This window comes from Pseudarthrobacter equi, from assembly GCF_900105535.1.
Taxonomy (GTDB): Bacteria; Actinomycetota; Actinomycetes; order Actinomycetales; family Micrococcaceae; genus Arthrobacter; species Arthrobacter equi.
Genome location: NZ_LT629779.1, coordinates 1,161,811 through 1,182,806, shown reverse-complemented (window position 1 = coordinate 1,182,806; position 20,996 = coordinate 1,161,811). Strand labels below are relative to the sequence as shown.

The 20,996-nt window shown below is 67.9% G+C and carries 13 protein-coding genes and 2 tRNA genes; 6 read left to right on the top strand and 9 right to left on the bottom strand.

Annotated elements, in window-relative coordinates; all coding sequences use genetic code 11:
* Window positions 1–8 precede the first annotated feature (8 nt).
* The 8 genes from BLT71_RS05375 to BLT71_RS05340 form a co-directional block, all read right to left on the bottom strand.
* Entirely contained in the window at window positions 9–458 is a 450-nt protein-coding gene (locus BLT71_RS05375; RefSeq protein ID WP_091718242.1) for a hypothetical protein, read from the bottom strand.
* Between the two features lie 7 nt (window positions 459–465).
* Window positions 466–1,113, bottom strand: a complete 648-nt coding sequence (locus BLT71_RS05370; RefSeq protein WP_091718240.1) for a bacterial proteasome activator family protein — start codon at window positions 1,111–1,113, stop codon at window positions 466–468.
* 78 nt (window positions 1,114–1,191) lie between these two features.
* Window positions 1,192–1,395 (bottom strand): YbdD/YjiX family protein, encoded by a 204-nt coding sequence (locus tag BLT71_RS05365; RefSeq protein ID WP_091718238.1) that lies wholly within the window; start codon window positions 1,393–1,395, stop codon window positions 1,192–1,194.
* Complete coding sequence (locus tag BLT71_RS05360; protein ID WP_091718236.1) at window positions 1,395–3,692, bottom strand: carbon starvation CstA family protein; 2,298 nt, start codon at window positions 3,690–3,692, stop codon at window positions 1,395–1,397. The genes BLT71_RS05365 and BLT71_RS05360 overlap by 1 nt, the downstream gene beginning before the upstream one ends.
* A 244-nt stretch (window positions 3,693–3,936) precedes the next feature.
* Window positions 3,937–6,813: a hypothetical protein gene (locus tag BLT71_RS05355; RefSeq protein ID WP_091718234.1), complete on the bottom strand. Its 2,877-nt coding sequence runs from the start codon at window positions 6,811–6,813 to the stop codon at window positions 3,937–3,939.
* The gene (locus BLT71_RS05350; RefSeq protein ID WP_091718233.1) at window positions 6,813–7,550 is read right to left on the bottom strand and encodes an ABC transporter ATP-binding protein; all 738 of its coding nucleotides are present in this window, start codon (window positions 7,548–7,550) and stop codon (window positions 6,813–6,815) included. Before BLT71_RS05350 ends, BLT71_RS05355 begins: the two co-directional genes overlap by 1 nt.
* Window positions 7,547–8,155, bottom strand: a complete 609-nt coding sequence (locus BLT71_RS05345; RefSeq protein WP_091718231.1) for a PadR family transcriptional regulator — start codon at window positions 8,153–8,155, stop codon at window positions 7,547–7,549. Before BLT71_RS05345 ends, BLT71_RS05350 begins: the two co-directional genes overlap by 4 nt.
* A 122-nt stretch (window positions 8,156–8,277) precedes the next feature.
* Window positions 8,278–9,261, bottom strand: a complete 984-nt coding sequence (locus tag BLT71_RS05340; RefSeq protein WP_091718229.1) for an NAD(P)H-quinone oxidoreductase — start codon at window positions 9,259–9,261, stop codon at window positions 8,278–8,280.
* A gap of 108 nt (window positions 9,262–9,369) precedes the next feature.
* Here BLT71_RS05340 and BLT71_RS05335 point away from each other — a divergent pair.
* The 3 genes from BLT71_RS05335 (at window position 9,370) to BLT71_RS05325 (ending at window position 15,385) form a co-directional block, all read left to right on the top strand.
* A tRNA-Ser gene (locus BLT71_RS05335) sits at window positions 9,370–9,457 on the top strand.
* Window positions 9,458–9,687: 230 nt separating this feature from the next.
* Window positions 9,688–10,476, top strand: a complete 789-nt coding sequence (locus tag BLT71_RS05330) for a VOC family protein (protein WP_091718227.1) — start codon at window positions 9,688–9,690, stop codon at window positions 10,474–10,476.
* A 364-nt stretch (window positions 10,477–10,840) separates the two neighbouring features.
* Window positions 10,841–15,385, top strand: a complete 4,545-nt coding sequence (locus tag BLT71_RS05325) for an ExeM/NucH family extracellular endonuclease (RefSeq protein ID WP_091718225.1) — start codon at window positions 10,841–10,843, stop codon at window positions 15,383–15,385.
* A gap of 212 nt (window positions 15,386–15,597) precedes the next feature.
* Here the strand turns inward: BLT71_RS05325 and BLT71_RS05320 are convergent, their stop codons facing one another.
* Window positions 15,598–17,550, bottom strand: a complete 1,953-nt coding sequence (locus tag BLT71_RS05320) for an FAD/NAD(P)-binding protein (RefSeq protein ID WP_091718223.1) — start codon at window positions 17,548–17,550, stop codon at window positions 15,598–15,600.
* An 87-nt stretch (window positions 17,551–17,637) separates the two neighbouring features.
* Here BLT71_RS05320 and BLT71_RS05315 point away from each other — a divergent pair, with 87 nt between their 5' ends.
* The 3 genes from BLT71_RS05315 to BLT71_RS05305 all read left to right on the top strand — a co-directional run bounded on the left by BLT71_RS05315 (window position 17,638) and on the right by BLT71_RS05305 (window position 20,736).
* The gene (locus BLT71_RS05315; RefSeq protein WP_091718221.1) at window positions 17,638–19,932 is read left to right on the top strand and encodes a prolyl oligopeptidase family serine peptidase; all 2,295 of its coding nucleotides are present in this window, start codon (window positions 17,638–17,640) and stop codon (window positions 19,930–19,932) included.
* Between the two features lie 86 nt (window positions 19,933–20,018).
* The gene (locus tag BLT71_RS05310; protein WP_091718220.1) at window positions 20,019–20,549 is read left to right on the top strand and encodes a GNAT family N-acetyltransferase; all 531 of its coding nucleotides are present in this window, start codon (window positions 20,019–20,021) and stop codon (window positions 20,547–20,549) included.
* Window positions 20,550–20,648: 99 nt separating this feature from the next.
* Window positions 20,649–20,736: transfer RNA gene (locus tag BLT71_RS05305), tRNA-Ser, on the top strand.
* Window positions 20,737–20,996 lie beyond the last annotated feature (260 nt).

Genomic DNA, 20,996 nt, shown 5'->3' with positions numbered 1-20,996 from the left:
AATTGCGGCTAGGAGGTTTCCCCGGCAAGGTGCCGCTCGGCGTCGGCAACCTGTTCGAAGACGGCTTCCGCGCGCCGGCGAACAGAAGCTGCGCCTACAGGTACGGGCCCGACGGCGAGCCGCAGCATGGCGGCAGCCTCGGCTGTGGTGGCCAGCGAGTTGCCGGCTTTGGACAGGGCGCGGTGCACGCCGGACAGGGCAGCCGGAATGTCCAGGCCGTCACTGGGTGAGCGGCGCTGGGCTTCAACGCAGACGGCCCGGACACGGTCAAGCAGGGCAGCGAGTTCGTTGGCGATCTCCACCAGCTCGCCGTACAGCTGGTCGTCCTCAACGCCCTCGAGCACTTGGTGGAAGCGGTCCAGTCCCCGGTGGAAGCGGTCGTGCGCGCGGCGCCACAACCCCTTGCCCAGTTCCGCGTCGTCCTTGCGCCCCTGCCTGGCGGCGCTGAAAAAACCCAACCGGAACCTACAGGTACTGTCCGGGACCGTGGTCCGGATCATCGCGCTTGCCGGCATTGGCCGGCGCACCCGGCCGGGCCGCCCCCGCGGGAGCACGCTCCGGTTCACCGTTTTCCCCGATCACCACACCCGGGGCGATCACGGTTCCCGGTGGAAGTTGGCGCAGCTGCATCTGTGCCGCAGCGTGCTCCCGGGCAGCGTGCTGGGCCGCGATGGCCGTCTGGATTCCATGGAACAGCCCTTCAAGCCAGCCCACCAGCTGTGCTTGAGCAATCCGGAGCTCGGCATCGGAAGGGGTGTTTTCATCGGAGAAGGGGAGGCTGATGCGGTCCAGTTCCTCCACGAGCTCGGGTGCCAGGCCGTCCTCGAGCTCCTTGATGGAGCGTGCGTGGATCTCGGCCAGCCGTTCCCGGGCGGCGTCGTCCAGCGGGGCGGACTTCACTTCTTCCAGGAGCTGGCGGATCATGGTGCCGATCCGCATCACCTTGGCCGGCTCGTCCACCAGGTCCTGCAGGTTGCTGCCCTTGGGCTTGCGGCCGTCCCGCGAACCGGCCGGTGCTCCGGCTTCCGCCGGCACTGCGGGTTCGTTGTCGTCAAGGGTGGTTCCTTCGACGGGGAGGTCCTCAGCTGACGGGGTGTCTTTCGGATCGCTCATGCGTTCATACTCTCATGAGCGATCCGAAGGAACTTCACTCCATGAACCCGCCTGACGCGGCGTCCGCTGAGGGCTAAATCAGCAGCAGCGGCCCTGCGGGTTGGCGTCCTGCCGGTCGGTCCTGTCGCGCCAGAACTCCCGCTCCGTCAGCGGCGGTCCGCTGTGCCCCGAAGCCCGGTGGTGTTCCAGGTACTTGGCGTACGCATCCGCGCCGAGCACCCCGCTGAGGTACCGTGCGAAACCACGGAACCCGGTGGACAGAACTGCCATTGGCGCGCTCATCAGTGGTGGCCTGCCCGTTCGAACCTCAGGTTGGCCGGGACCTTCTCCCACTCGGCCAGCAATTCGCGCTCGGCAGCTGTGGGGATGAGTCCCGCAGGTGCGAACACGCGGGACGGCAGGGCCGGGTCCTCGTTGTCCTTCTCAGCGCCCGTACCCCGGTTCTGGAACGCCTTCACGGTGGCGAGCACTGCCGTCGCGATCACGATGATGCTCAGCACCACGAAGATCACTGACAGCCAGCCCTGGATGGCGGTGTTGCGGACCACGGCTTCCATGGCGGCAACGGTCTTGGCGGTGCCGAATTCCGTCTTGCCGTCAGCCAGGGCCTTGCTGAATGCAGCGTTGTTGGCGAAGTACCCCACAGCGGGTGTGGGCGAGAAGATCTTCTGGTAGCTGGCCGTGATGGTAACCACCGCCGCGAAAGCCAGCGGCAGGGCGACGATCCACAGGTACTTGAAGGTGCCGCGCTTGGCCACGATGGCCAGGCAGACGGAGAGGGCGATGGCGGCCAGCAGCTGGTTGGCGATGCCGAACAGCGGGAACAGGGTGTTGATGCCGCCCAGCGGATCGGTGACGCCCATCAGCAGGACCGCACCCCACGCACCCACCATGATGGCCGTGCAGAGCCAGGCACCCGGACGCCAGGAGGCTTCCTTGAACTTGGGGACGAAGTTGCCGATCGAGTCCTGCAGCATGAACCGGGCCACGCGGGTGCCGGCGTCCACAGCGGTAAGGATGAACAGGGCTTCGAACATGATGGCGAAGTGGTACCAGAAGGACATCATGGCCGTACCGCCGATGAACTGCTGCATGATGTGGGCCAGGCCGACGGCAAGGGTGGGGGCACCGCCGGTGCGGGAGACGATGCTGTGCTCGCCCACGTTCCGCGCCGTCTCAGTGAGCAGCTCGGGGGTGATGTTGACGCCGGCCAGGCCCAGGCTGTTGACCCAGGTGGCGGCCGTTTCCACGCTTCCGCCGGTCAGCGCGGCCGGAGCGTTCATGGCGAAGTAGAGGCCGCGGTCGATCGAGATGGCCGCCACCAGCGCCATGATGGCGACGAAGGATTCCATGAGCATGCCGCCGTAACCGATGAACCGGGTCTGCCGCTCCTTCTCAATCAGCTTGGGAGTGGTACCGGAGGAAATCAGGGCATGGAATCCGGACAGCGCACCGCAGGCGATGGTGACGAACAGGAACGGGAACAGCGCGCCCGGGAACACGGGGCCGTTCTCCCGGCTGGCGAATTCGCTGAAGGCCGGGACGTTGATCTCCGGCCGGACCACGATGATGGCCAGCGCGAGCATGACGATCACGCCGATCTTCATGAACGTGGACAGGTAGTCACGGGGTGCCAGCAGCAGCCAGACGGGAAGGATGGCGGCGATGAAGCCGTAAACGATGAGGCCCCACGCGATGGTCACCTTGTCCAGGGTGAAGACGTCCACGCCCCAGGCGGTGCCGGCAACCATTCCGCCGCCGATGATGGCGGCCATGAGCAGGACGAACCCGATGATGGAAACTTCCATGACCTTGCCCGGCCGGAGGTAGCGCAGGTAGACGCCCATGAAGAGCGCGATGGGGATGGTCATGCCGACGGAGAAGACGCCCCACGGGCTTTCGCCCAGGGCATTGACGACGACGAGCGCCAGGATGGCGACAATGATCACCATGATCAGCAGGGTGGCAACCAGGGCGGCGGTACCGCCGATGACGCCAAGTTCCTCGCGGGCCATCTGGCCCAGCGAACGCCCGCCGCGGCGCATGGAGAAGAACATCACCAGGTAGTCCTGCACGGCACCGGCCAGGACCACGCCGACGATGATCCAGATGGTGCCGGGCAGGTAGCCCATCTGCGCCGCGATGACCGGGCCCACGAGGGGGCCGGCGCCGGCAATGGCTGCGAAATGGTGGCCGAACAGGACGTTCCGGTCCGTCCGGACGTAGTCCTTGCCGTCGGCCTTGTACTCGGCGGGGGTTGCCCGCCGGTCATCTGGCTTGGTGATGAACCGTTCGATGACCTTGGAGTAGAACCGGTACCCGATCAGGTAGGTGCACACTGAGGCGAAAACGAACCAGATGGCATTGACGGTTTCGCCCCGGACGATGGCGAGCATGAACCATGCCACGCCGCCCAGCAGGGAGATCGCAGCCCAGAGCGCGATCTTTCCCGGGGTCCATTTGTTGTCTTCGGATTCGCGGACGGCCTCGTCCACTGCTGTGGGTGGGAGCGCCGGGTCGGTATCCACCGCGCCCTTCCGCCCCGATGAACCGGACCTGTTCTCTGGCGCTGTGGCCATGTCTCCTCCTCGAGATTCGTGCGGATCTGCTCTGAGGCACCCTACCGAACCCGGGGGTGTGGGCGGCGATGGTTCTGCCGGGTGCCCGGGGTTATGCGGCAGGCGGCAGGCAATCGGCGACGAACGACGGCGGACGGGCGGCCTGTGAATTCCACGTTAGGCTTCCTTGGCCCCGGCTGAAAGAGGCGCGCCACGGGAATCGCTTGCGGCCCACCGTGCGCAGGGCATCCTCCGTGGATCAGGATCAGCCGCCGAGCGCCCTTCGGGTCATCGGCAGCGCAGACCTGGTGAAGGCCCAGGCCAGGGCTGATCCGGTCAGCGGGATGGCCACCACCATGGCCGCCAGGGGAAGCCAGGGTACCTCCAGCGATGAACGCATCTCCGTGGAAGCGACGATGAGCACCGCGGGAACCGTCCCGGCCACGGCCCCCAGCACAGCGCCCAGGCCTGAGGTGAAGAGCGCCTGGGCCGCCGCCAGGGCCTTCCTCAGCCGCGGAGCCGCCCCCACCCCTGCCAGCGTGGCGTGGTCCGTCCGGGCATCGGCAAGGGCAAGCCCGGTGGTGATCCCGGCTGCGCTGAACGTGATCAGGGCACTGATGGCCACGATCAGCCACCCCATCCATGCCTGGTCTTTGGGGATCCCCGGTTCCACCCAGAATCCCAGGCCGGACTGGCCAACGACGCCCGCCACCGCACCGGTCACCGCGTCAACCTCGGCCGCCGAAGGGGGACGGCTGAGCTGGATGGCCAGCCCGGCGGTTTCCGGCGCAAGGCCCAGGCGCCCGGCCGTGGCCGGCGAGACGATGCCGTAGTACGGCACGGCCACCGCAGGTTCCAGGATGACGGCATCCAGGACGGTGCTGGTGACGGCGTCGTGGACGATGGACCCGTCCGACGGCGACGGCTGCTGGGTGCGCACGTCCAGGCCCTGCAGCTCGGCTTTTCCGTCGCGGACAAAGGCAGGGTTGGTCACCACCATGGCCCCGGCGTCCAGCGCGGCGATGATGTCCGCCCCGGCGTCGCGACCAAACATGGCACGGATATCGTCGGCGCCGCCCACCAGGATGGACCGGTCCGATGCCGGGTCTGAGGACATGGAGCCGCGGCACCGCCAGTCGTCCGGGTCCACGACGCGCCGTTGGGGCGTGACCGGACATTCCTGGCCGCTTGGCCTGGCCAGGGCGTAGAGGAGGCAGTTGGACGTTTCAGGCGTCACGGGTGCGCCGGGATCTGCGCCGTCCCCAAAGCCACAGTTTTCCACCGGCGCGGGGGTGGTGACTGTCCTGGTCCAGGAGACGCTGTCCAGTGCGCCTGAGACGGCTGCCGAGAGCCGCTGCGGGTCGACGGTCACGGCCGGTGCGGCAGTGCCGTCCGCCAGCGCTGGCTGCGCGAGGCTGAGCGGCAGGTACGCCTGGTTCTCCAGTGCGCTCCAGGAATGCGACAGGCGTTGCCCTGCCAGCTGGCTGGATGACAGCACCAGGGCCGCACTTGCCAGGGTGGCGGCGGCCAGGACGGCCGCCACCGCCGGGACGGTCCGGCTCCGGTTCCTGGCGGAGTCCCGGGCCGCCATGCGCAGCGGCAGCGGCATGGCCCGGGTGCGGGATGTCAGGGCTGCGGTCAGCCATCCGGTCAGGAGCACCAGGGCCACCACCGCCAGGACCGCTCCCCCGGCCAGCATCGCGGAAACTGCGGCGGCCTGCTGTGCCCGCTGGTCGGGATCCTTGGCCGAGCTGCCCAGGGTCCAGCCTGCGGCAAGCAGCCCGGCGGCCGCCAGCAGCACAGCCGCCCCGGCGATCGTGCTCCGCCGTCCGCTTGCTGCCGGTGCCCGTCCGGATTTGAGCGCACCCAGCAGTGCCTGCCGGGCAACGAGGTTGGCCGGCGCCAGGGCGGCAAGGATGCAGGCTGCCAAGCCCATCAGCATGGCAAGGGAGGTCAGCATCGGGTCCGCGTGTACTCCCGCCAGCCGTGCGGAACCGGTGGAACGGACCCACCAGACCACCCCGGCCGCAGCTGCCACGCCGGCAGCGGCGCCGGCCGTGACGGCCAGGCCGCCGAGCCACAGGCCACTCGCGGTGACCACTGCACGGATGGTGGGTGCTTCGGCTCCGGACGCCGCAAGAAGGGCGAGTTCACGCACCTGGTGCTTGGCCCCGACGGCGAACGCTGCCCCTGCCAGGAGCCCGACTTCCAGCAGGGCAAGGGCACCCACCACAGCGAAGGTGGCGTAGGTGGCTACGGTTTCCGAGGGGACTCCGGCCGGCCGGGCCCCGGGCACTGTCACTTCGCCCGGCGGCGGCGGATCCAGCACCACGCTGCGGGACAGCACTCCCACGCCCCTGCTGTTGGCCTCCCTGACCTGCTGCCAGGTCACCGGTTCCGGGCCTGTCACATAGTAGGAGACAGCCTGCGGGGCAGCTGGCCCCGGGACAAATCCTGCGGGCACCTGCCCGGACTTCAGGTACAGCGTGCTGTTGTTATCCGAAGCGTCCGCGTCGCGGATGGTGCCCACTGGGACGAAGGTCCCCGCCGACGTCGTAAATTCCTCACCAAGTTCCACGTCGAACCGCTCGAGCAGCCCGCGTGAGGCCAGAACCTCTGCACCGTTTTCCGGTGCCCGGCCGTCCAGGAGGGTGAATTTTCCCTCGAAAGCTTCGTGGAGCGCGTCCACCTGCACGCCGTTCAGCGTGACCATCGCCTCCCCCACGGAGGTGGTCAGCTGCAGTTGCCGCAGCGGCAGCACCCCGTAGCCGGACGGGAGCAGGGCCTTCGGGTCTGTGGGAACGAACCCAGGGTCCAGCTCTCCGGTGCTGGAGCGCACGTAGGCGTCGTTCATCGGATCCTGGATGGAGTCCCCATTGGGCGTCGGCAAAGCGACGAAGCGTGCCTGGGTGTTGCCCAGTTCGTAACGCACAATTTCCTGCGGTGTCCGCTGCGAACTCTGGTACAGGGTGCCTGCAGCGGTCATTCCGGCCACCGGCAACATGATCAGCAGGACGATCAGGAAGGACCGGCCCCGGTGCCGGGCAATATCCCGCCGGGCCATCCGGACCGCGATGCGGAAGCTGCTGCGGCGCGCTCCAGGCGCCGCAGCCAGCTCCAGCGGCGGGTACAGGTGGGGCATCAGAGGCCGGCCTGCGTCAAGAGGAACGTGGGATCGTGCATGGCCGCCGCCTGGTCCACAATCCGGCCGTCGCGCAGGAAAACCACCCGGTCCGCCCAGGCTGCGTGCCGCGCTTCATGGGTGACGAGCATGACGGCGGAACCGGCGTCCGCGCGGGAGCGGAGGACCTCCATGACGCCATGGCCGGTGGTGGAGTCCAGCGCACCGGTGGGTTCGTCAGCCAGGATCAGCCGCCGCTGGCCCACGATGGCCCGCGCAATGGCGACGCGCTGCTGCTGGCCGCCGGACATCTGGTCCATGAAGCGGTCCGCGAGTTCCGGGATGCCCACCTGGCGGAGGGCGTCCAGCGCCTGCCGGCCCGCTTTCCTGGCTGCTGTCCCGTCCAGTTCCAGCGGAAGAGCCACGTTCTCGGCCGCGGTCAGTGTGGGAACCAGGTTGAAGTCCTGGAACACGTAGCCCACCGCACGCCGGCGCAGCCTGGCAAGCTCGTTGAGGCCGAGTCCGGCAAGCGGCGTCGACTCCACGAAGACACCGCCCGACGTCGGCCGGTCCAGTCCGCCGGCCAGCGCCAGCAGTGAGGATTTTCCCGAGCCGGAAGGGCCCATGACGGCGACGAACTCGCCCGCTGCGATGGTGAGGTCCACGTCCCTTAACGCGGCGACCGCCGTCGCGCCTTCCCCGAAACTCCTGCTCACCCTGGCCAGTTCAAGGACCTGCTGCGGCCCGCGGACGCTCACCGCCGGTTGTCCGCGGTGAGCGGGGCGGCGTCTTCCGTGACCCCGTTGGACGTTTTGCGTGCGGCACCCTGGCTGGCCGATTGTGCCTGCTGGACCATCCTGGCTTCACAGAGATCCAGCCAGCGGACCTCGGCCTCAGTCTGGAAGATCAGCGAATCGAGCACCAGCAGCCAGGCGGTGTCTGCGGTGCGCTGGTTGGCGGCGGTGTCGCGGCGGGCCTTGGTGTAGTCCTGCAGTGCCCGGATGGATGCCACCCGCTGGGCCTGGATGATGGCCTGGACATCCACGCCGGGAAGGGTGACGGCGAGCGCCAGCTTGATGGCGAGTTCATTCCTGGGCGGGTTGTTCCGCTCCACGGGGGCGGCAAACCAGCCGTGCACTTCCGCGGCGCCCTCGGCGGTGATGCTGTAGACCACATGGCCGCCGCCGTCGTCACCTTCCCTGGCCACCAGGCCGTCGCGCTCCAGCCTGTCCAGGGTGGTGTAGACCTGCCCGATGTTCAGGGGCCAGGTGGCTCCCGTGCGGTTTTCGAACTCGACCCGCAGCTGGTAGCCGTAGCGCGGCTGGTCCTGCAGCAGGGCGAGGAGGCTGTGGCGTATGGACATGGTGCTCCCCCGGGCTTAGTCACTAACCGGTATGCACAGGCCCCCAAGACCTGTGCATACCGCGTATAGCTGAGCCTAGCCCGTGGATTCCGATCAAGCAATACTCAGTATCTATCCGACGATCACATCACCAACAGGACCTTGCCTACATGGTCGCCGCTGTCGAAGTATTCGTGCGCTGCGATGACCTGGTCCAGCGGGAACGTCTTGGCCACCAGGGGCTGGATCCTGCCGTCCGCCACCATCGGCCAGACGTGGTCCCTGACCTCGTTCAGGATGGCGCCCTTCTCGGCTACCGGCCTGGGGCGAAGGGCCGTGGCCACCACCGCGGCCCGCTTCCTGAGCAGTTCACCAAGGTCCAGTTCACCCTTGGTGCCGCCCTGCAGGCCAATGACCACCAGGCGCCCGTATTCGGCGAGCGCCTCGACGTTTTGCTTCAGGTACTTGGCGCCCACCACATCGAGGATCACATCGGCACCCTTGCCGCCGTTCTGCCGGCGGAGGCTTTCCGGGAAGTCCTCTTCCGCGTAGTTGATGGCAATGTCCGCACCCAGGAAGGCCTTGGCGGTGCTGACCTTCTCATCGGTGCCGGCCGTGGTGGCCACCTTTGCGCCGTAGGCCTTGGCCAGCTGGATGGCCATGGTGCCGATCCCGCCGGTGGCGCCATGGATGAGGACGGTTTCCCCGGCCTGCAGCTGGGCCGTCATGACCAGGTTCGAGTACACCGTGGCAGCCACCTCCGGGAGGGATGCTGCCGTGACCAGGTCAACGCCGTCGGGCAGCCGCAGGACCTGCTCCGCGGGGACGGCAACCTGCTGCGCGTAGCCGCCGCCGGCGAGCAGCGCCACCACTTTGTCGCCCAGGGAGAACGGCTTGGTCACACCCGTACCAAACCCTGCGATGCGGCCGGAAACTTCCAGTCCGGGGATCTCCGATGCGCCGGGCGGCGGCGGGTAGAACCCGCGGCGCTGCTGCACGTCAGCACGGTTCAGGCCGGCGGCCACGACATCGATCAGCACCTCGCCGGGGCCGGGCACCGGGGCCTCGACCTCGCGTACCTCGAGTACTTCCGGTCCTCCCGGTTCCGAAATGTAGACGGCTTTCATGGACCACTCCCTGTTCCTGACTCAATACCGGTCCAACCAGTGTGCACCGGGTATGCACTGCGGGCCTGTTTTGTTGCAGGCAAGTGCCTATGAAACACTACTCGTTGAGGAAGGTTGTCCGAGCGGCCGAAGGAGCTGGTCTTGAAAACCAGTGTGCGGTAACCCCGTACCAAGAGTTCGAATCTCTTACCTTCCGCGATCAGGACCCCCGCCCGCCGGCAAACCGGCAGGCGGGGGTCCTTCGTTTTAAGTCCGGACTTCGTTCCGTTGACCTGGCCGGGATGCGTTGGCGGCCTCCTGCGCGCAGGCCTCTTGATCGCTGTCAGTGCCTGCACATAGGGTCAGGGTGACCGGCTTCCCCCACTTCCACACACCTTTCCGCCAGCCTTCCGCACACCTTTCCGCACACTGCGACAGGAGACCGTTATGCCGAGCCCCATATCCACCCCCGGCGCCCCTTGCTGGATCGACCTCGTGACCTCCGATATTGCCGCCGCCCGCTCGTTCTATGGAGAGCTCTTCGGATGGGAATTCGAAACGGGCGACCAGGAGAAGTACGGCGGCTACACCACCGCCAGGAAGAACGGCAAGACAGTTGCCGGGATCATGCAGAAGGATGCCGGCATGGCGGCCATGCCGGACGTCTGGTCCACCTACCTGCGGACCGAGGACGCCGCGGCCACCGCCGAAGCCGTCGGCAGCCACGGCGGCCAGGTCTACATGCCTCCCATGGATGTTCCGGAGCAGGGCTTCATGGCAATCTTCGGGGATGCGTCCGGCGCCTCCATCGGCGTCTGGCAGCCCCGGGAGATGAAGGGCTACGAGCTGGTGGCCGAGCCCGGTTCCGCCGCGTGGCATGAATTGCACGCCAAGGACTACGACGCCGCCGTGAGGTTCTACCAGGAGGTCTTCGGCTGGGACACCGAAGTCATGAGTGACTCGCCCGAATTCCGCTACACCACCCTGGGATCGGGCATGACCGCCCAGGCCGGGATCCTGGACGCTTCCGGATACCTGCCGGCCGACGTGCCCTCGCACTGGCAGGTCTACTTCGCCGTGGCGGACACGGACGCCAGCATCGCCCAGGCCACCGCAATGGGCGCCACCGTCCTGGACGGCCCGGAGGACAGCGACTTCGGCCGGGTAGCCATGCTCGCCGACCCCACCGGCGCCACCTTCAAAATCATCGCCAGCCAGGCACCGCAGGGCGGCTAGGACCCCGGCTCCGGCGGCGCCGGACGGGAACACCACCCATACCACCAGACTGATACCGGCCGGGGCTTCTTGCTACCGGCCGGTATTGTTTGTGATGGCCGGCACATCCAGGTAACAGGTGCCGGCCACCGCAATGGCATCACCGCACGGGGCCACGGTAGCTCCGGGATGGTGGACGGGCCGCTCCGCTGGGGAACGATCCGCCGAATGCACGCATTGGCCACTTTGCGTTCATTCAGTGCTGTTGGGATATGCCGGACAACCACTTGACCAGGAGCAGGGTCCGGCCCCAGTCCGATCGGTACAACCCGGACATACTCCAATGGGTCCCCCACCGGGGACAACCTCATGAAAGTAAGAGCGGATGCATCAAACACCTTGGAAATTAGCGCTGGGCACAGCGTTGTCGGCGGGGCTCATCGCAGCCCCGTTGACGGCCCTGCCTGCGGTAGCGGACAGCACGGCCGCGGAGGTCTCAGCCGCGGCAGGCACATCGCCCGTTGTCATCAACGAGGCCTACCTGAGCGGCGGCAGCAGCGGCGCCGCCTACAAGAACAAGTTCGTGGAGCTTTACAACACCTCGGATGCCCCGGTGTCACTGGACGGCTGGTCGGTCCAGTACCGCGCCGCCGGCGGGACGGGTGCGCCTTCCGGAGTTTCGGCGCTGTCCGGTTCCATTCCGGCCAAGGGGTACTACTTGGTACAGGGCGGGAGTAACGGTGCAAACGGCGCTGACCTCCCCAAGCCCGACCTGGTAGCCGGGGGCCTGAACCCGAGCGGCTCTTCGGGGACCATCGTGCTCGCCAACCAGCCCTCCGCCGTCGTACTTCCCACCGGTTCCGCGGTGGAATCCGCCGGCGTGGCCGACCTCCTGGGCTACGGAACGTCCAACACGTTCGAAACCCAGGCCGCGGCGGCCCCCGCAGGCAACACGGACGTGCGGAGCCTCAACCGGACCGGCGGGACGGACAGCAACAACAACGCCGCCGACTTCAGCCTCAGCTCCACCATCACGCCGGTATCCTCCGGCGGAACCGCCCCGGACCCCGAGCCGACTCCTGACCCCACCCCGGATCCTGTGGCCAAGACCATCGCCGAGATCCAGGGCACCGGCACCGCCAGCCCGCTGGCCGGCACCACCGTGACCACCCGGGGCAAGGTCACGGCGGCGTTCCCCACCGGCGGCCTCAACGGCTACTACATCCAGACCCCGGGCACCGGCGGTGACCTGGCGGGCACCAACCACGCCGCCTCCGACGGTATCTTCGTCTACTCGCCGGCCACCGTTGGATCGGTCAAGGCCGGCGACTACGTCCAGGTGACCGGTGCCGTCGCCGAGTACTACGGCATGACCCAGGTCAACGTCACCGCAGCAACCGGGCTCACCCAGCTCACGGAGGCGGCCCCCGAGGTCAAGCCCACCATTTTCACGCTGCCTGCCACGGAGGCCATCCGCGAGTCGCTGGAAGGCATGCTCCTGGCTCCGGAAGGGCCGCTGACGGTAACGGACAACTACAGCCTGAACCAGTACGGCGAGATCGGACTGGCCGGCGGCACTACCCCGCTGGTGCAGCCCACCGCCGTCGCGCCATACGGCTCGGCGGAGTACAACGCCGCTGTTGCTGACAATGCCGCCCGCGGCATCAAGCTCGACGACGGCTCCAGCACCAACTTCCTCAAGGACGCCACCACCAAGGCCGAGGTGCTGCCGTACCTCACCACCACGGACCCGGTCCGCGTCGGCTCTCCCGCCACGTTCAACACCAACGTGGTGCTCGGGTACGCCAACGATTCCTGGAAGCTGCAGCCGCTGACCCACCTGACCGAAGCCAACAAGGCAACGGTCCAGCCCGTCAGCTTCGGCGCCACCCGCACCGAAGCTCCCGCAGCAGTGGGAGGCAACGTCAAGATCGCCTCGTTCAACGTGCTGAACTACTTCCCCACCACCGGCGACACCCTGTCCGGCTGCACCTACTACGGGGACCGCGCCGGCAACCCGATCACCGTCCGCGGTGGCTGCGACGCCCGCGGTGCCGCCAACGCGGAGAACTTCCAGCGGCAGCAGGACAAGATCGTCGCCGCCATCACGAAGACCGGCGCCGACGTGGTCACCCTCATGGAGATCGAAAACTCCGCGCAGTTCGGCAAGGACCGGGATGACGCCCTCGCCAAGCTGGTGGAGTCACTGAACATCCCCACGCCCGGCATCTGGGACTATGTCCGCTCACCCGCGAACGCACCCCCGCTGGCCGACGAGGACATGATCCGCACCGCATTCATTTACAAGAAGGCCGTTGCAGAACCCGTGGGTGAATCCATCATCCACAACGACACCACCGCCTTCGCCAGCGCCCGCAAGCCGCTGGCCCAGGTGTTCAAGCCCGTGGGCGGCGGCGCAGGCACCGAATTCATCGCCATCGCCAACCACTTCAAGTCCAAAGGTTCCGCCGCAACACCTGACGACACCGACAAGGGCCAGGGCAACTCCAACCTCGCCCGCACCGCCCAGGCCAAGTCCCTGCTGGACTTCGCCACCTCGCTGCAGCAGTCGAAGGGCACCGACAAGGTCTTCCTGATCGGTGACTTCAACTCCTACGGCAAGGAAGACCCCATCAACGTCCTGACGGCCGCCGGCTACGTCAACCAGGACGACAAGGCAAAGAACGCCGACGGTTCCGCCAAGCACTCGTACCTCTTCGGCGGCCTGGTGGGGTCCCTGGACCACATCCTGGCCTCCCCTGCAGCCAACGGCGTGGTGACCGGCGCGGACATCTGGAACATCAACTCCGTTGAATCAGTGGCCCTGGAATACAGCCGCTACAACAACAACGTCACCAACTACTACGCACCGGACCAGTTCCGCGCCAGCGACCACGACCCCGTGGTGGTGGGCATGGACCTGAAGTCCGCACCCGCCAGCGTTGACCTGAACTTCCTGGGCATCAACGATTTCCACGGCCGGATCGACGCCAACACCGTCCAGTTCGCCGGAACCATCGAGAAGCTGCGGGCGGCTGCCGCCCCCGGGGCAACGGCGTTCCTCTCCGCCGGCGACAACATCGGCGCGTCCCTGTTTGCCTCCGCCGTGGCCAAGGACCAGCCCACCATCGATGTGCTGAACGCCCTTGAACTGAAGGCCTCGGCAGTGGGCAACCACGAGTTCGACGGCGGCTGGCCGGACCTGCGCGACCGCGTCATCGCGGACGGCAGCAACGCCAAGTTCCCGTACCTCGGAGCGAACGTGTACCGGAAGGGCACCACGGAGCCGGTCCTGCCGGAGTACACGGTGCTGGATATGAACGGCATCAAGGTGGCCGTCATCGGCACCGTCACCCAGGAGGTCCCCTCCCTGGTGACACCCGCCGGGATCGCCGACCTCGAGTTCGGTGACCCGGTGGAGGCCATCAACCGGGCCGCTGCGAAGATCAAGGCAGGCAACCTCGCCGACGTCATCATCGTGGAAAACCACGACGGCGCCGGGTCCGGTGTGGTGGAAGGGTCCACGCTCGAGCAGGAAGTGGCAGCCGGCGGCCCGTTCGCGAAGCTGGTCACCGAAACCTCCGCAGACGTTGACGCCATCTTCACCGGCCACACGCACAAGGAATATGCCTGGGACGCCCCCGTCCCCGGCGTGCAGGGCAAGACCCGCCCCATCGTGCAGACCGGCAACTACGGCGAGAACGTGGGCCAGATCCAGCTGACGGTGGATACCGCCAGCAAGGAAGTCACCGGTTACAAGGCCGGCAACGTCAAGCGGACCACTGACCCGGCGGCAGACCTGATCGCGGCCTACCCGCGCGTGGCTGCGGTGGACGGCATCGTGCAGAGGGCCCTGGCAGCCGCAGCCGAGGTGGGCAACCAGCCCGTCGGCTCGGTCACGAAGGACATCACCACCGCCTTCAGCACCGACGCCACCGGCACGGCGAAGCGCGACGACCGCGGCAGCGAGTCAACCCTGGGCAACCTGGTGGCCGACTCACTGCTCGATTCGCTGAAGCCGGCCGAACTGGGCGGGGCCGAGATCGGCGTCGTGAACCCCGGCGGCCTCCGCAACGAGCTGTACTACGCTCCGGACGGAACCATCACCTACGCCGAGGCGAACGCCGTGCTGCCGTTCGTGAACAACCTCTGGACCACGTCCCTGACCGGAGCGCAGTTCAAGACCCTGCTGGAGCAGCAGTGGCAGACCAACGCCGACGGCACGGTCCCCAGCCGCGCCTACCTGCAGCTGGGCCTGTCCAAGAACGTGAACTACACCTACGACGCCGCCCGCGCCGCCGGTGACAGGATCACGTCGGTCCGGGTCAACGGTGAAGTGCTGGATCCTGCCAAGTCCTACCGGGTGGGCACGTTCAGCTTCCTGGCAACCGGCGGCGACAACTTCCGGGTCTTCACCCAGGGAGCCAATACACGGGACTCCGGACTCGTGGACCGGGACGCGTGGATCGGCTACCTGCAGAAGAGCAGCCCGGTGTCCCCGGACTTTGCCCGGCGTTCCGTGGCCGTCACCAACACCACGGCGGCGACGGTCAAGCCCGGCGAAACGGTCAACCTGGCGGTCTCCAAGCTGGACCTGACCTCGCTGGGCAGCCCGGTGAACACTGCCCTGACCGGCGTTTTCACCGATTCGGCCGGCAAGGCCACCCAGGTGGGAACGGTTCCGGTATCGGCAGGGTCCGCCGCTGTCAGCCTTGTCGTTCCGTCAGGTGCCGCCGCCGGCACGGCAACGCTGGTGCTCACCGCGGCGGAGTCCGGAACAAAGGTGACCGTAGCGGTTCAGGTGGCAGCCACCACGCCGCTGCCGCCCGCGTGCACGGCACCCACCAAGCCGGCCAAGTGGTACGACGTCCTGGGATGGATCCGTTACGGCATTGCCTGGCTCCAGTACCAGCAGTGCCTGCGCGGCTGATGCTGCGCCGGTAAGGCATAGAACACGAGAAAGGGTGTCCCTCCCGGCCAGTTGGCCGGGAGGGACACCCTTTTCCATTGCGCGGTATTTTTATGCCCCGCGTTGGGTGCCCAAAAACTCAGGGGACGACGACGGTTTCCGAGTACGTGGACGAGTCGCCCTTGATGGAGGTGCTGCTGCGCCGGGTTATTTCCCGGGCGGAAGACGCGCTGTTACGCGGCGCCCAGGATGGCCTGTGCGATTTCGTCGGCGTCCCGGAGCGTGCGCTGGCCGCTGCGGTAGGCCGGGGTGCCCGGCTGGTGCGCCTCGGCGGCGATGGCGGTTCCCCACTGGGCGGACGAAAGCTGCAGGCCCAGCACGTACATCCCTTTGGTGACGGACCCGTTGGCGGCGAGGGGCCGGTACGGGTGCGGTTCCACGTCCAGGCCGGTGGACTGCACCGGCGCCCCCTCGGCGGTCATCATGTGCCTGGACCGGACCAGCCCGTCCTTGAGCAGCTGTTGCAGGAGCGGAGAGTCGTTGGCAGAGACCCGGTTGCCGGGCGCGAGGGCCTCCACCATGGTCCGGGCGGCGGCGGGCGGGCCCTCAACCCAGGGTGAGGCTGCGGTGAAGGTTCCGGCCTTGCGGTCCACGCCGAATTTCGGATCCGGACCCACAAAGCTGACGATGCCGGCCCTCGCCAGCGCTGCCAGCTGCTCCGAGCGCAGCGCAGGCGGCCCGCTGGCCAGCCCTTCCACGAACGACTCGAACCAGCCACGCAGGCCGGCCACCCAGGATTCGTCGGTGATGCCGCCGTCGGCCACTGCCGTTTTGAGGACGGCGCGGCCGTGGTGCAGGGCACCGATGGCCATCTTCACGGGGTCATCCTCGCCGAGCGAGGAGCGGCGGGCGTCGTCGAGGAGGAATTCGACGACGGCGGCGTCCTGCTCGGCGCGCGACGCGAAAGTGCGTCCCGCCAAAGGCGCGGCGAGCCCCGGAAGGTCCAGCCGGTGCCGCGGCCCCACGTGGATGGCCAGCACGCTGTCCACGGCGTCTTCCCAGTTGGCGGCGCTGTGCGCGTGCGGGTGCAGGGCTTCCTCAAGGGCGGCCAGGAACGCTGCACTGTCCGGGACCGCACCGGGCTGCGCGCGGACCAGCGTTGAGTAGTAGGCCCAGAGGGTGTCGCGGTGCAGGAGGGGCCAGAGGTCGTGGTCGAACCCCGGACGGATACCGGCAGCCTCGAACCGGTCCAGGGCAGCCTCCGTGAGGTAGCGGAGGGTGACCGAGGAGGCGTAATAGCCTTCCAGCGCCGCTTTGGCCCGGTAGGGGGTCCCCCTGCGGGAGGCGGCGATGATCAACGGTTCCTGGCCGGAGGGCTCATACTCCAGCCGCCCGGCCGGGCCGCCGGCGGTGAATTTTCCGCCGCGGCCCTCGGTCAGCTGGACCATCGTGTCGAAGAAGTTCAACCCCATGCCGCGCACCAGGACCGGTTCACCGGCCGGAATTACGGCCCAGTCCACGTCAGCCGGAACGTCCGGCGGCAGGTACCGCAGGCCCAGCTGCCCCGCGGAGGCCTGCAGTTCGCGCTGTTCGGGATTGAGCCTGGACGGGATGTGCCCGAGGGCCAGCACCACCGAATCGGCGCGGATCGCCGCCCCGGTGGCCAGGCCGACGTCGAACGTTCCGTCTCCCACCGGGTGCACCGACAGGGCGGACGTTTCGTGGAATTCGATGGTGACGCCGTCGGGCGCCTCGGCGAGCAGGTCCGCCAGCGTGGAGCGCAGGTACCGGCCGTAGATCGCACGGCTGGGGAAGTCGTTGGACCCGAGCACTGCGAGTTCGGCGAGTTCCTCCGCGGTGAGGGACGGAAGCGGATCCTGCTGCTGCCGTTCACGCCAGCGGTCGAACGTGGTCCCGGCGACGGCGGCCGGCAGGTCGGGATCCTCGGGAATCAGCGTGGGATAGAAGGACTGCGTGTTCATCAGGAACAGCCGCGACTGCCCTGGCTGCCAAACGTGCCCCGGCCCCGCGGGGTAGGGGTCGATGACGTCGATGTGGAGCCGGACGGCAGCCATGCGTCCCCGTTCGGCCCGGTGACTGGCGTGGGCGAGCAGGCGCTCCAGGACGCTGGTGCCCCTGGGGCCGGCACCGATGATGGCGGTCCGGGTGCTCTGCGTATTTTCCACGCCTTCCAGAGTACGGGCTTGCGTTGAAGAGGGAGGGCTGGCCGCTTGACTTGCCACCCCCGAGCGGATGTTGTTTGGATGGGGCGCATGACCACCACTGCAGCTGATTCAGCGTCCGGCCACGGCAACACCCCCACGGACGGCAGGCCTGCGGGCACCGGCCCCGGCGGCCTTGGCGGCCTCGCACCGGAGCCAACCGACGAAAATGTGTGGCTCGAGGAGATCTACGGCGAAGAGCCGCTCGCCTGGGTCAAGGAGCAGAACTCACGCACGGAAGACCTCCTGGAGGACGCCGACTACGCCGAGCTCGAGGGCAGCATCCTGGAGGTGCTGGACTCCACCGACAGGATCGCCATGGTAGGCAAGCGCGGCGACTGGTACTACAACTTCTGGAAGGACCGGGACAACCCCAAGGGCCTGTGGCGCCGCACCACCTGGGAAAGCTACTGCACGGATTCCCCCGAGTGGGACGTCCTGCTGGACGTGGACGCCCTGGCAGCCGCCGAGGGCGAGGAGTGGGTGTTCCACGGCGCCACGTTCCTCCGGCCGGCCGTGGGCGAGCCTTACCGGCACGCGCTGCTGGCGCTCTCCCCCGACGGCGGCGACGCGAACCGGTACCGGGAGTTCGACGTCGAATCCCGCACGTTTATTGACCCGGCGGCGGGCGGTTTTGACCTGCCGACGGCGAAGGGCAACGTGTCCTGGCTGGACGCGGACACCCTCCTGGTCTCCTCCACGGCGGACGGGCTGCCCAGGACGGCGTCCTCCTACGCCCGGACCGGTGTCACCCTGAACCGCGGCGAAACCCTGGCCGGCGCACCCCGGCTGTTCGAGGTTCCCGAACAGCACATGATGGCCGTGGTGGCGCACGACTCCACCCCCGGTTTCGAACGCACCTTCGCCGTGGACTACATCGACTTCTTCAACCGGACAAACCTGGTGCTGCGCGACGGTTCATGGGTGGCCATCGACGTTCCCACCGACGTCAACGTCAGCGCACACCGCGAATGGCTGCTGTTCCGCCCGCAGCGGGACTGGGCGCTGGATGGCACCACCTATCCGGCCGGCGCCCTGCTGGCCGCCAATTTCGAGGACTATCTGGCCGGAGCACGCGACCTCGTGGTGCTGTTCACGCCGGACGCCCACACGTCCCTGCAGTCGTGGAGCTGGACGCGGAACTTCCTGCTCCTCAACCTTCTGAGGGACGTGTCCTCGGAAATCCGGGTGCTGGACCCGTCCCGCCCGGCCGATGCCGCCGACGGGTCCTTCGGGGACGGCTCCGCCTGGGCCTCCACGCTCCTGGACGCCTGCCCGCCGCTGCATGACGTCAACGCCTATGCCGTGGACGATGAGGATGAAGCAGCGGCCGACGGCGGTGCGGGCGACGACTTCTGGCTGATCGCCACCGGATTCACCACGCCCAGCACGCTGATGCGCGGCACGCTGGAACGTGGCCGAGACGATGCCGGGACGCACGGCGTGGTGAGCCGGCACACGGAGGTGAAGTCCTCGCCGTCGTTCTTCTCCGACGCCGAGTACGAGGTCCAGCAGCACTTCGCGGTCTCCGACTACGGCACCCGGGTTCCGTACTTCCAGGTCTCCTCCCACAACCTGCCCCTCGACGGCCAGAACCCCACCCAGCTCTCCGGCTACGGCGGCTTCGAGGTCTCCCGGACGCCCGCCTACAGCGGAACGGTGGGGCGGGCCTGGCTGGAGCGGCGGACCACCGGCCTGCCGGTCGACTGCGGGGAGGCACCGCACTCGCGCGGTGGCGTCTACGTGGTGGCGAACATCCGCGGCGGCGGCGAATACGGGCCGGCGTGGCACCGCGCCGCCCTGCAGGAAAACCGGCACAAAGCCTACGAGGACTTCGCCGCGGTGGCGCGGGACCTGATTTCCCGCGGCGTCACCTCCCGCGAGCGCCTGGGCTGCGTGGGCGGCTCGAACGGCGGGCTGCTGGTGGGCAACATGCTGACCCGCTACCCCGACCTGTTCCGGGCCGTGTCCTGTGGCGTGCCGCTGCTGGACATGCGCCGGTACACCAAGCTGTCCGCCGGGCACTCCTGGATCGCCGAATACGGGGACCCGGACGTGGCGGAGCAGTGGGAGTACATCCGGACGTTCTCCCCGTACCACCTGCTCAAGGACGGCATCGAATACCCGGAAACGTTCATCTGGACGGCCACCTCGGACGACCGCGTGGGCCCCGTGCAGGCACGGAAGATGGCTGCCCGCATGCTCGCCATGGGCATACCCAACGTCTGGTTCCACGAAGCACTGGAGGGCGGCCACGCGGGGGCATCGGACAACCGGCAGGCGGCAGCCTTGCAGGCTCGCAGCCAGCACTTCCTGTGGAAGGCGCTGGCGGGCGGAACGTCGTGACGGCGGCAGCCACGCCGGATGAGTCTGGGTCTGGTGTGCCTGGGCCTGGCGTGTCTGGGCCTGCGGTGCCTCGGCCTGCGGTCTCGGTGCCGCCTGCTGTCTCGGTCCGCAGGGCTGTTGCCACGGATGTGGAGCGGCTTGCAGACGTGCACATCCGGTGCTGGCAGGAAACCTACCGCGGGATGCTGTCCGACGCGTTCCTGGCGACGGCTGACCGGGAGGGCCGGCTGGCGCTGTGGCGGCACCTGCTGGACCGGCCGGACCCGGCCGAAGCGTGGGTGGCGTGCGACGGCGACACGGTGGTGGGCTTCGCCGGTGTCCGATCAGTTCCCGCTACGGATTCCCCGGAAGGACACCCGCCGCCAGAGTCCGGCCCCCTGGAACTGTGGGGGCTGTACCTGCTGGCATCCCACCAAGGGCTGGGCCTTGGCCGGCAGCTGCTCGGCGCTGCCCTGGGCACCCAGGCTGCGAGCCTGTGGGTGGCCGCTGGCAACAGCCGGGCCGTCGGCTTCTACCGTCGGTTCGGCTTCAAACCGGACGGCGTGGCCGACACTTTGGCGGACTGGGAGGACCTGCCCGAGATCAGGATGGTGCGCCCGGTCCAGCCCGCTGCCTAGGCTGACCGGCCCCGGCCAGCCTTCCGCATCGCGGGGCCGCAGCCGTTTTGCACTGCATGGCCGGATCTGCGTATCCTTGGTGGGCTAGGAATAGCAATTGGAGACGTGCCAGAGCGGCCGAATGGGCTTCACTGCTAATGAAGTGTGGGGCACAACTCCACCGGGGGTTCAAATCCCCCCGTCTCCGCGTTCGGCCCCGGTCCCTTGGATCGGGGCCTTTTGCGTACCCGGGGGCGTTGTCCCGCGTGGTCCGGTCTTGCTCCTGGCCTTGTTCGCGGATCAGAGCCTTGAAGGCACAGTCCTGCGAACAAGCCTCTGACCCGAGCGGCAAGACGCGAGTTCCCGACCCAAGCCAGCCAGACGACAGATCTCCATCCGGCAACTCCGCTGCAGTCCGGGGATCGGACGCACTCTGCTGGCGCAGGCTGCCTGGTGGCAGGATAAGCG

Bases quoted from the DNA above. Each gene is read 5' to 3' on its own strand.
- BLT71_RS05370 (WP_091718240.1), bottom strand. From the start codon at position 1,113: ATGAGCGATCCGAAAGACACCCCGTCAGCTGAGGACCTCCCCGTCGAA.
- BLT71_RS05365 (WP_091718238.1), bottom strand. From the start codon at position 1,395: ATGAGCGCGCCAATGGCAGTTCTGTCCACCGGGTTCCGTGGTTTCGCA.
- BLT71_RS05360 (WP_091718236.1), bottom strand. From the start codon at position 3,692: ATGGCCACAGCGCCAGAGAACAGGTCCGGTTCATCGGGGCGGAAGGGC.
- BLT71_RS05355 (WP_091718234.1), bottom strand. From the start codon at position 6,813: ATGCCCCACCTGTACCCGCCGCTGGAGCTGGCTGCGGCGCCTGGAGCG.
- BLT71_RS05345 (WP_091718231.1), bottom strand. From the start codon at position 8,155: ATGTCCATACGCCACAGCCTCCTCGCCCTGCTGCAGGACCAGCCGCGC.
- BLT71_RS05340 (WP_091718229.1), bottom strand. From the start codon at position 9,261: ATGAAAGCCGTCTACATTTCGGAACCGGGAGGACCGGAAGTACTCGAG.
- BLT71_RS05330 (WP_091718227.1), top strand. From the start codon at position 9,688: ATGCCGAGCCCCATATCCACCCCCGGCGCCCCTTGCTGGATCGACCTC.
- BLT71_RS05325 (WP_091718225.1), top strand. From the start codon at position 10,841: ATGCATCAAACACCTTGGAAATTAGCGCTGGGCACAGCGTTGTCGGCG.
- BLT71_RS05315 (WP_091718221.1), top strand. From the start codon at position 17,638: ATGACCACCACTGCAGCTGATTCAGCGTCCGGCCACGGCAACACCCCC.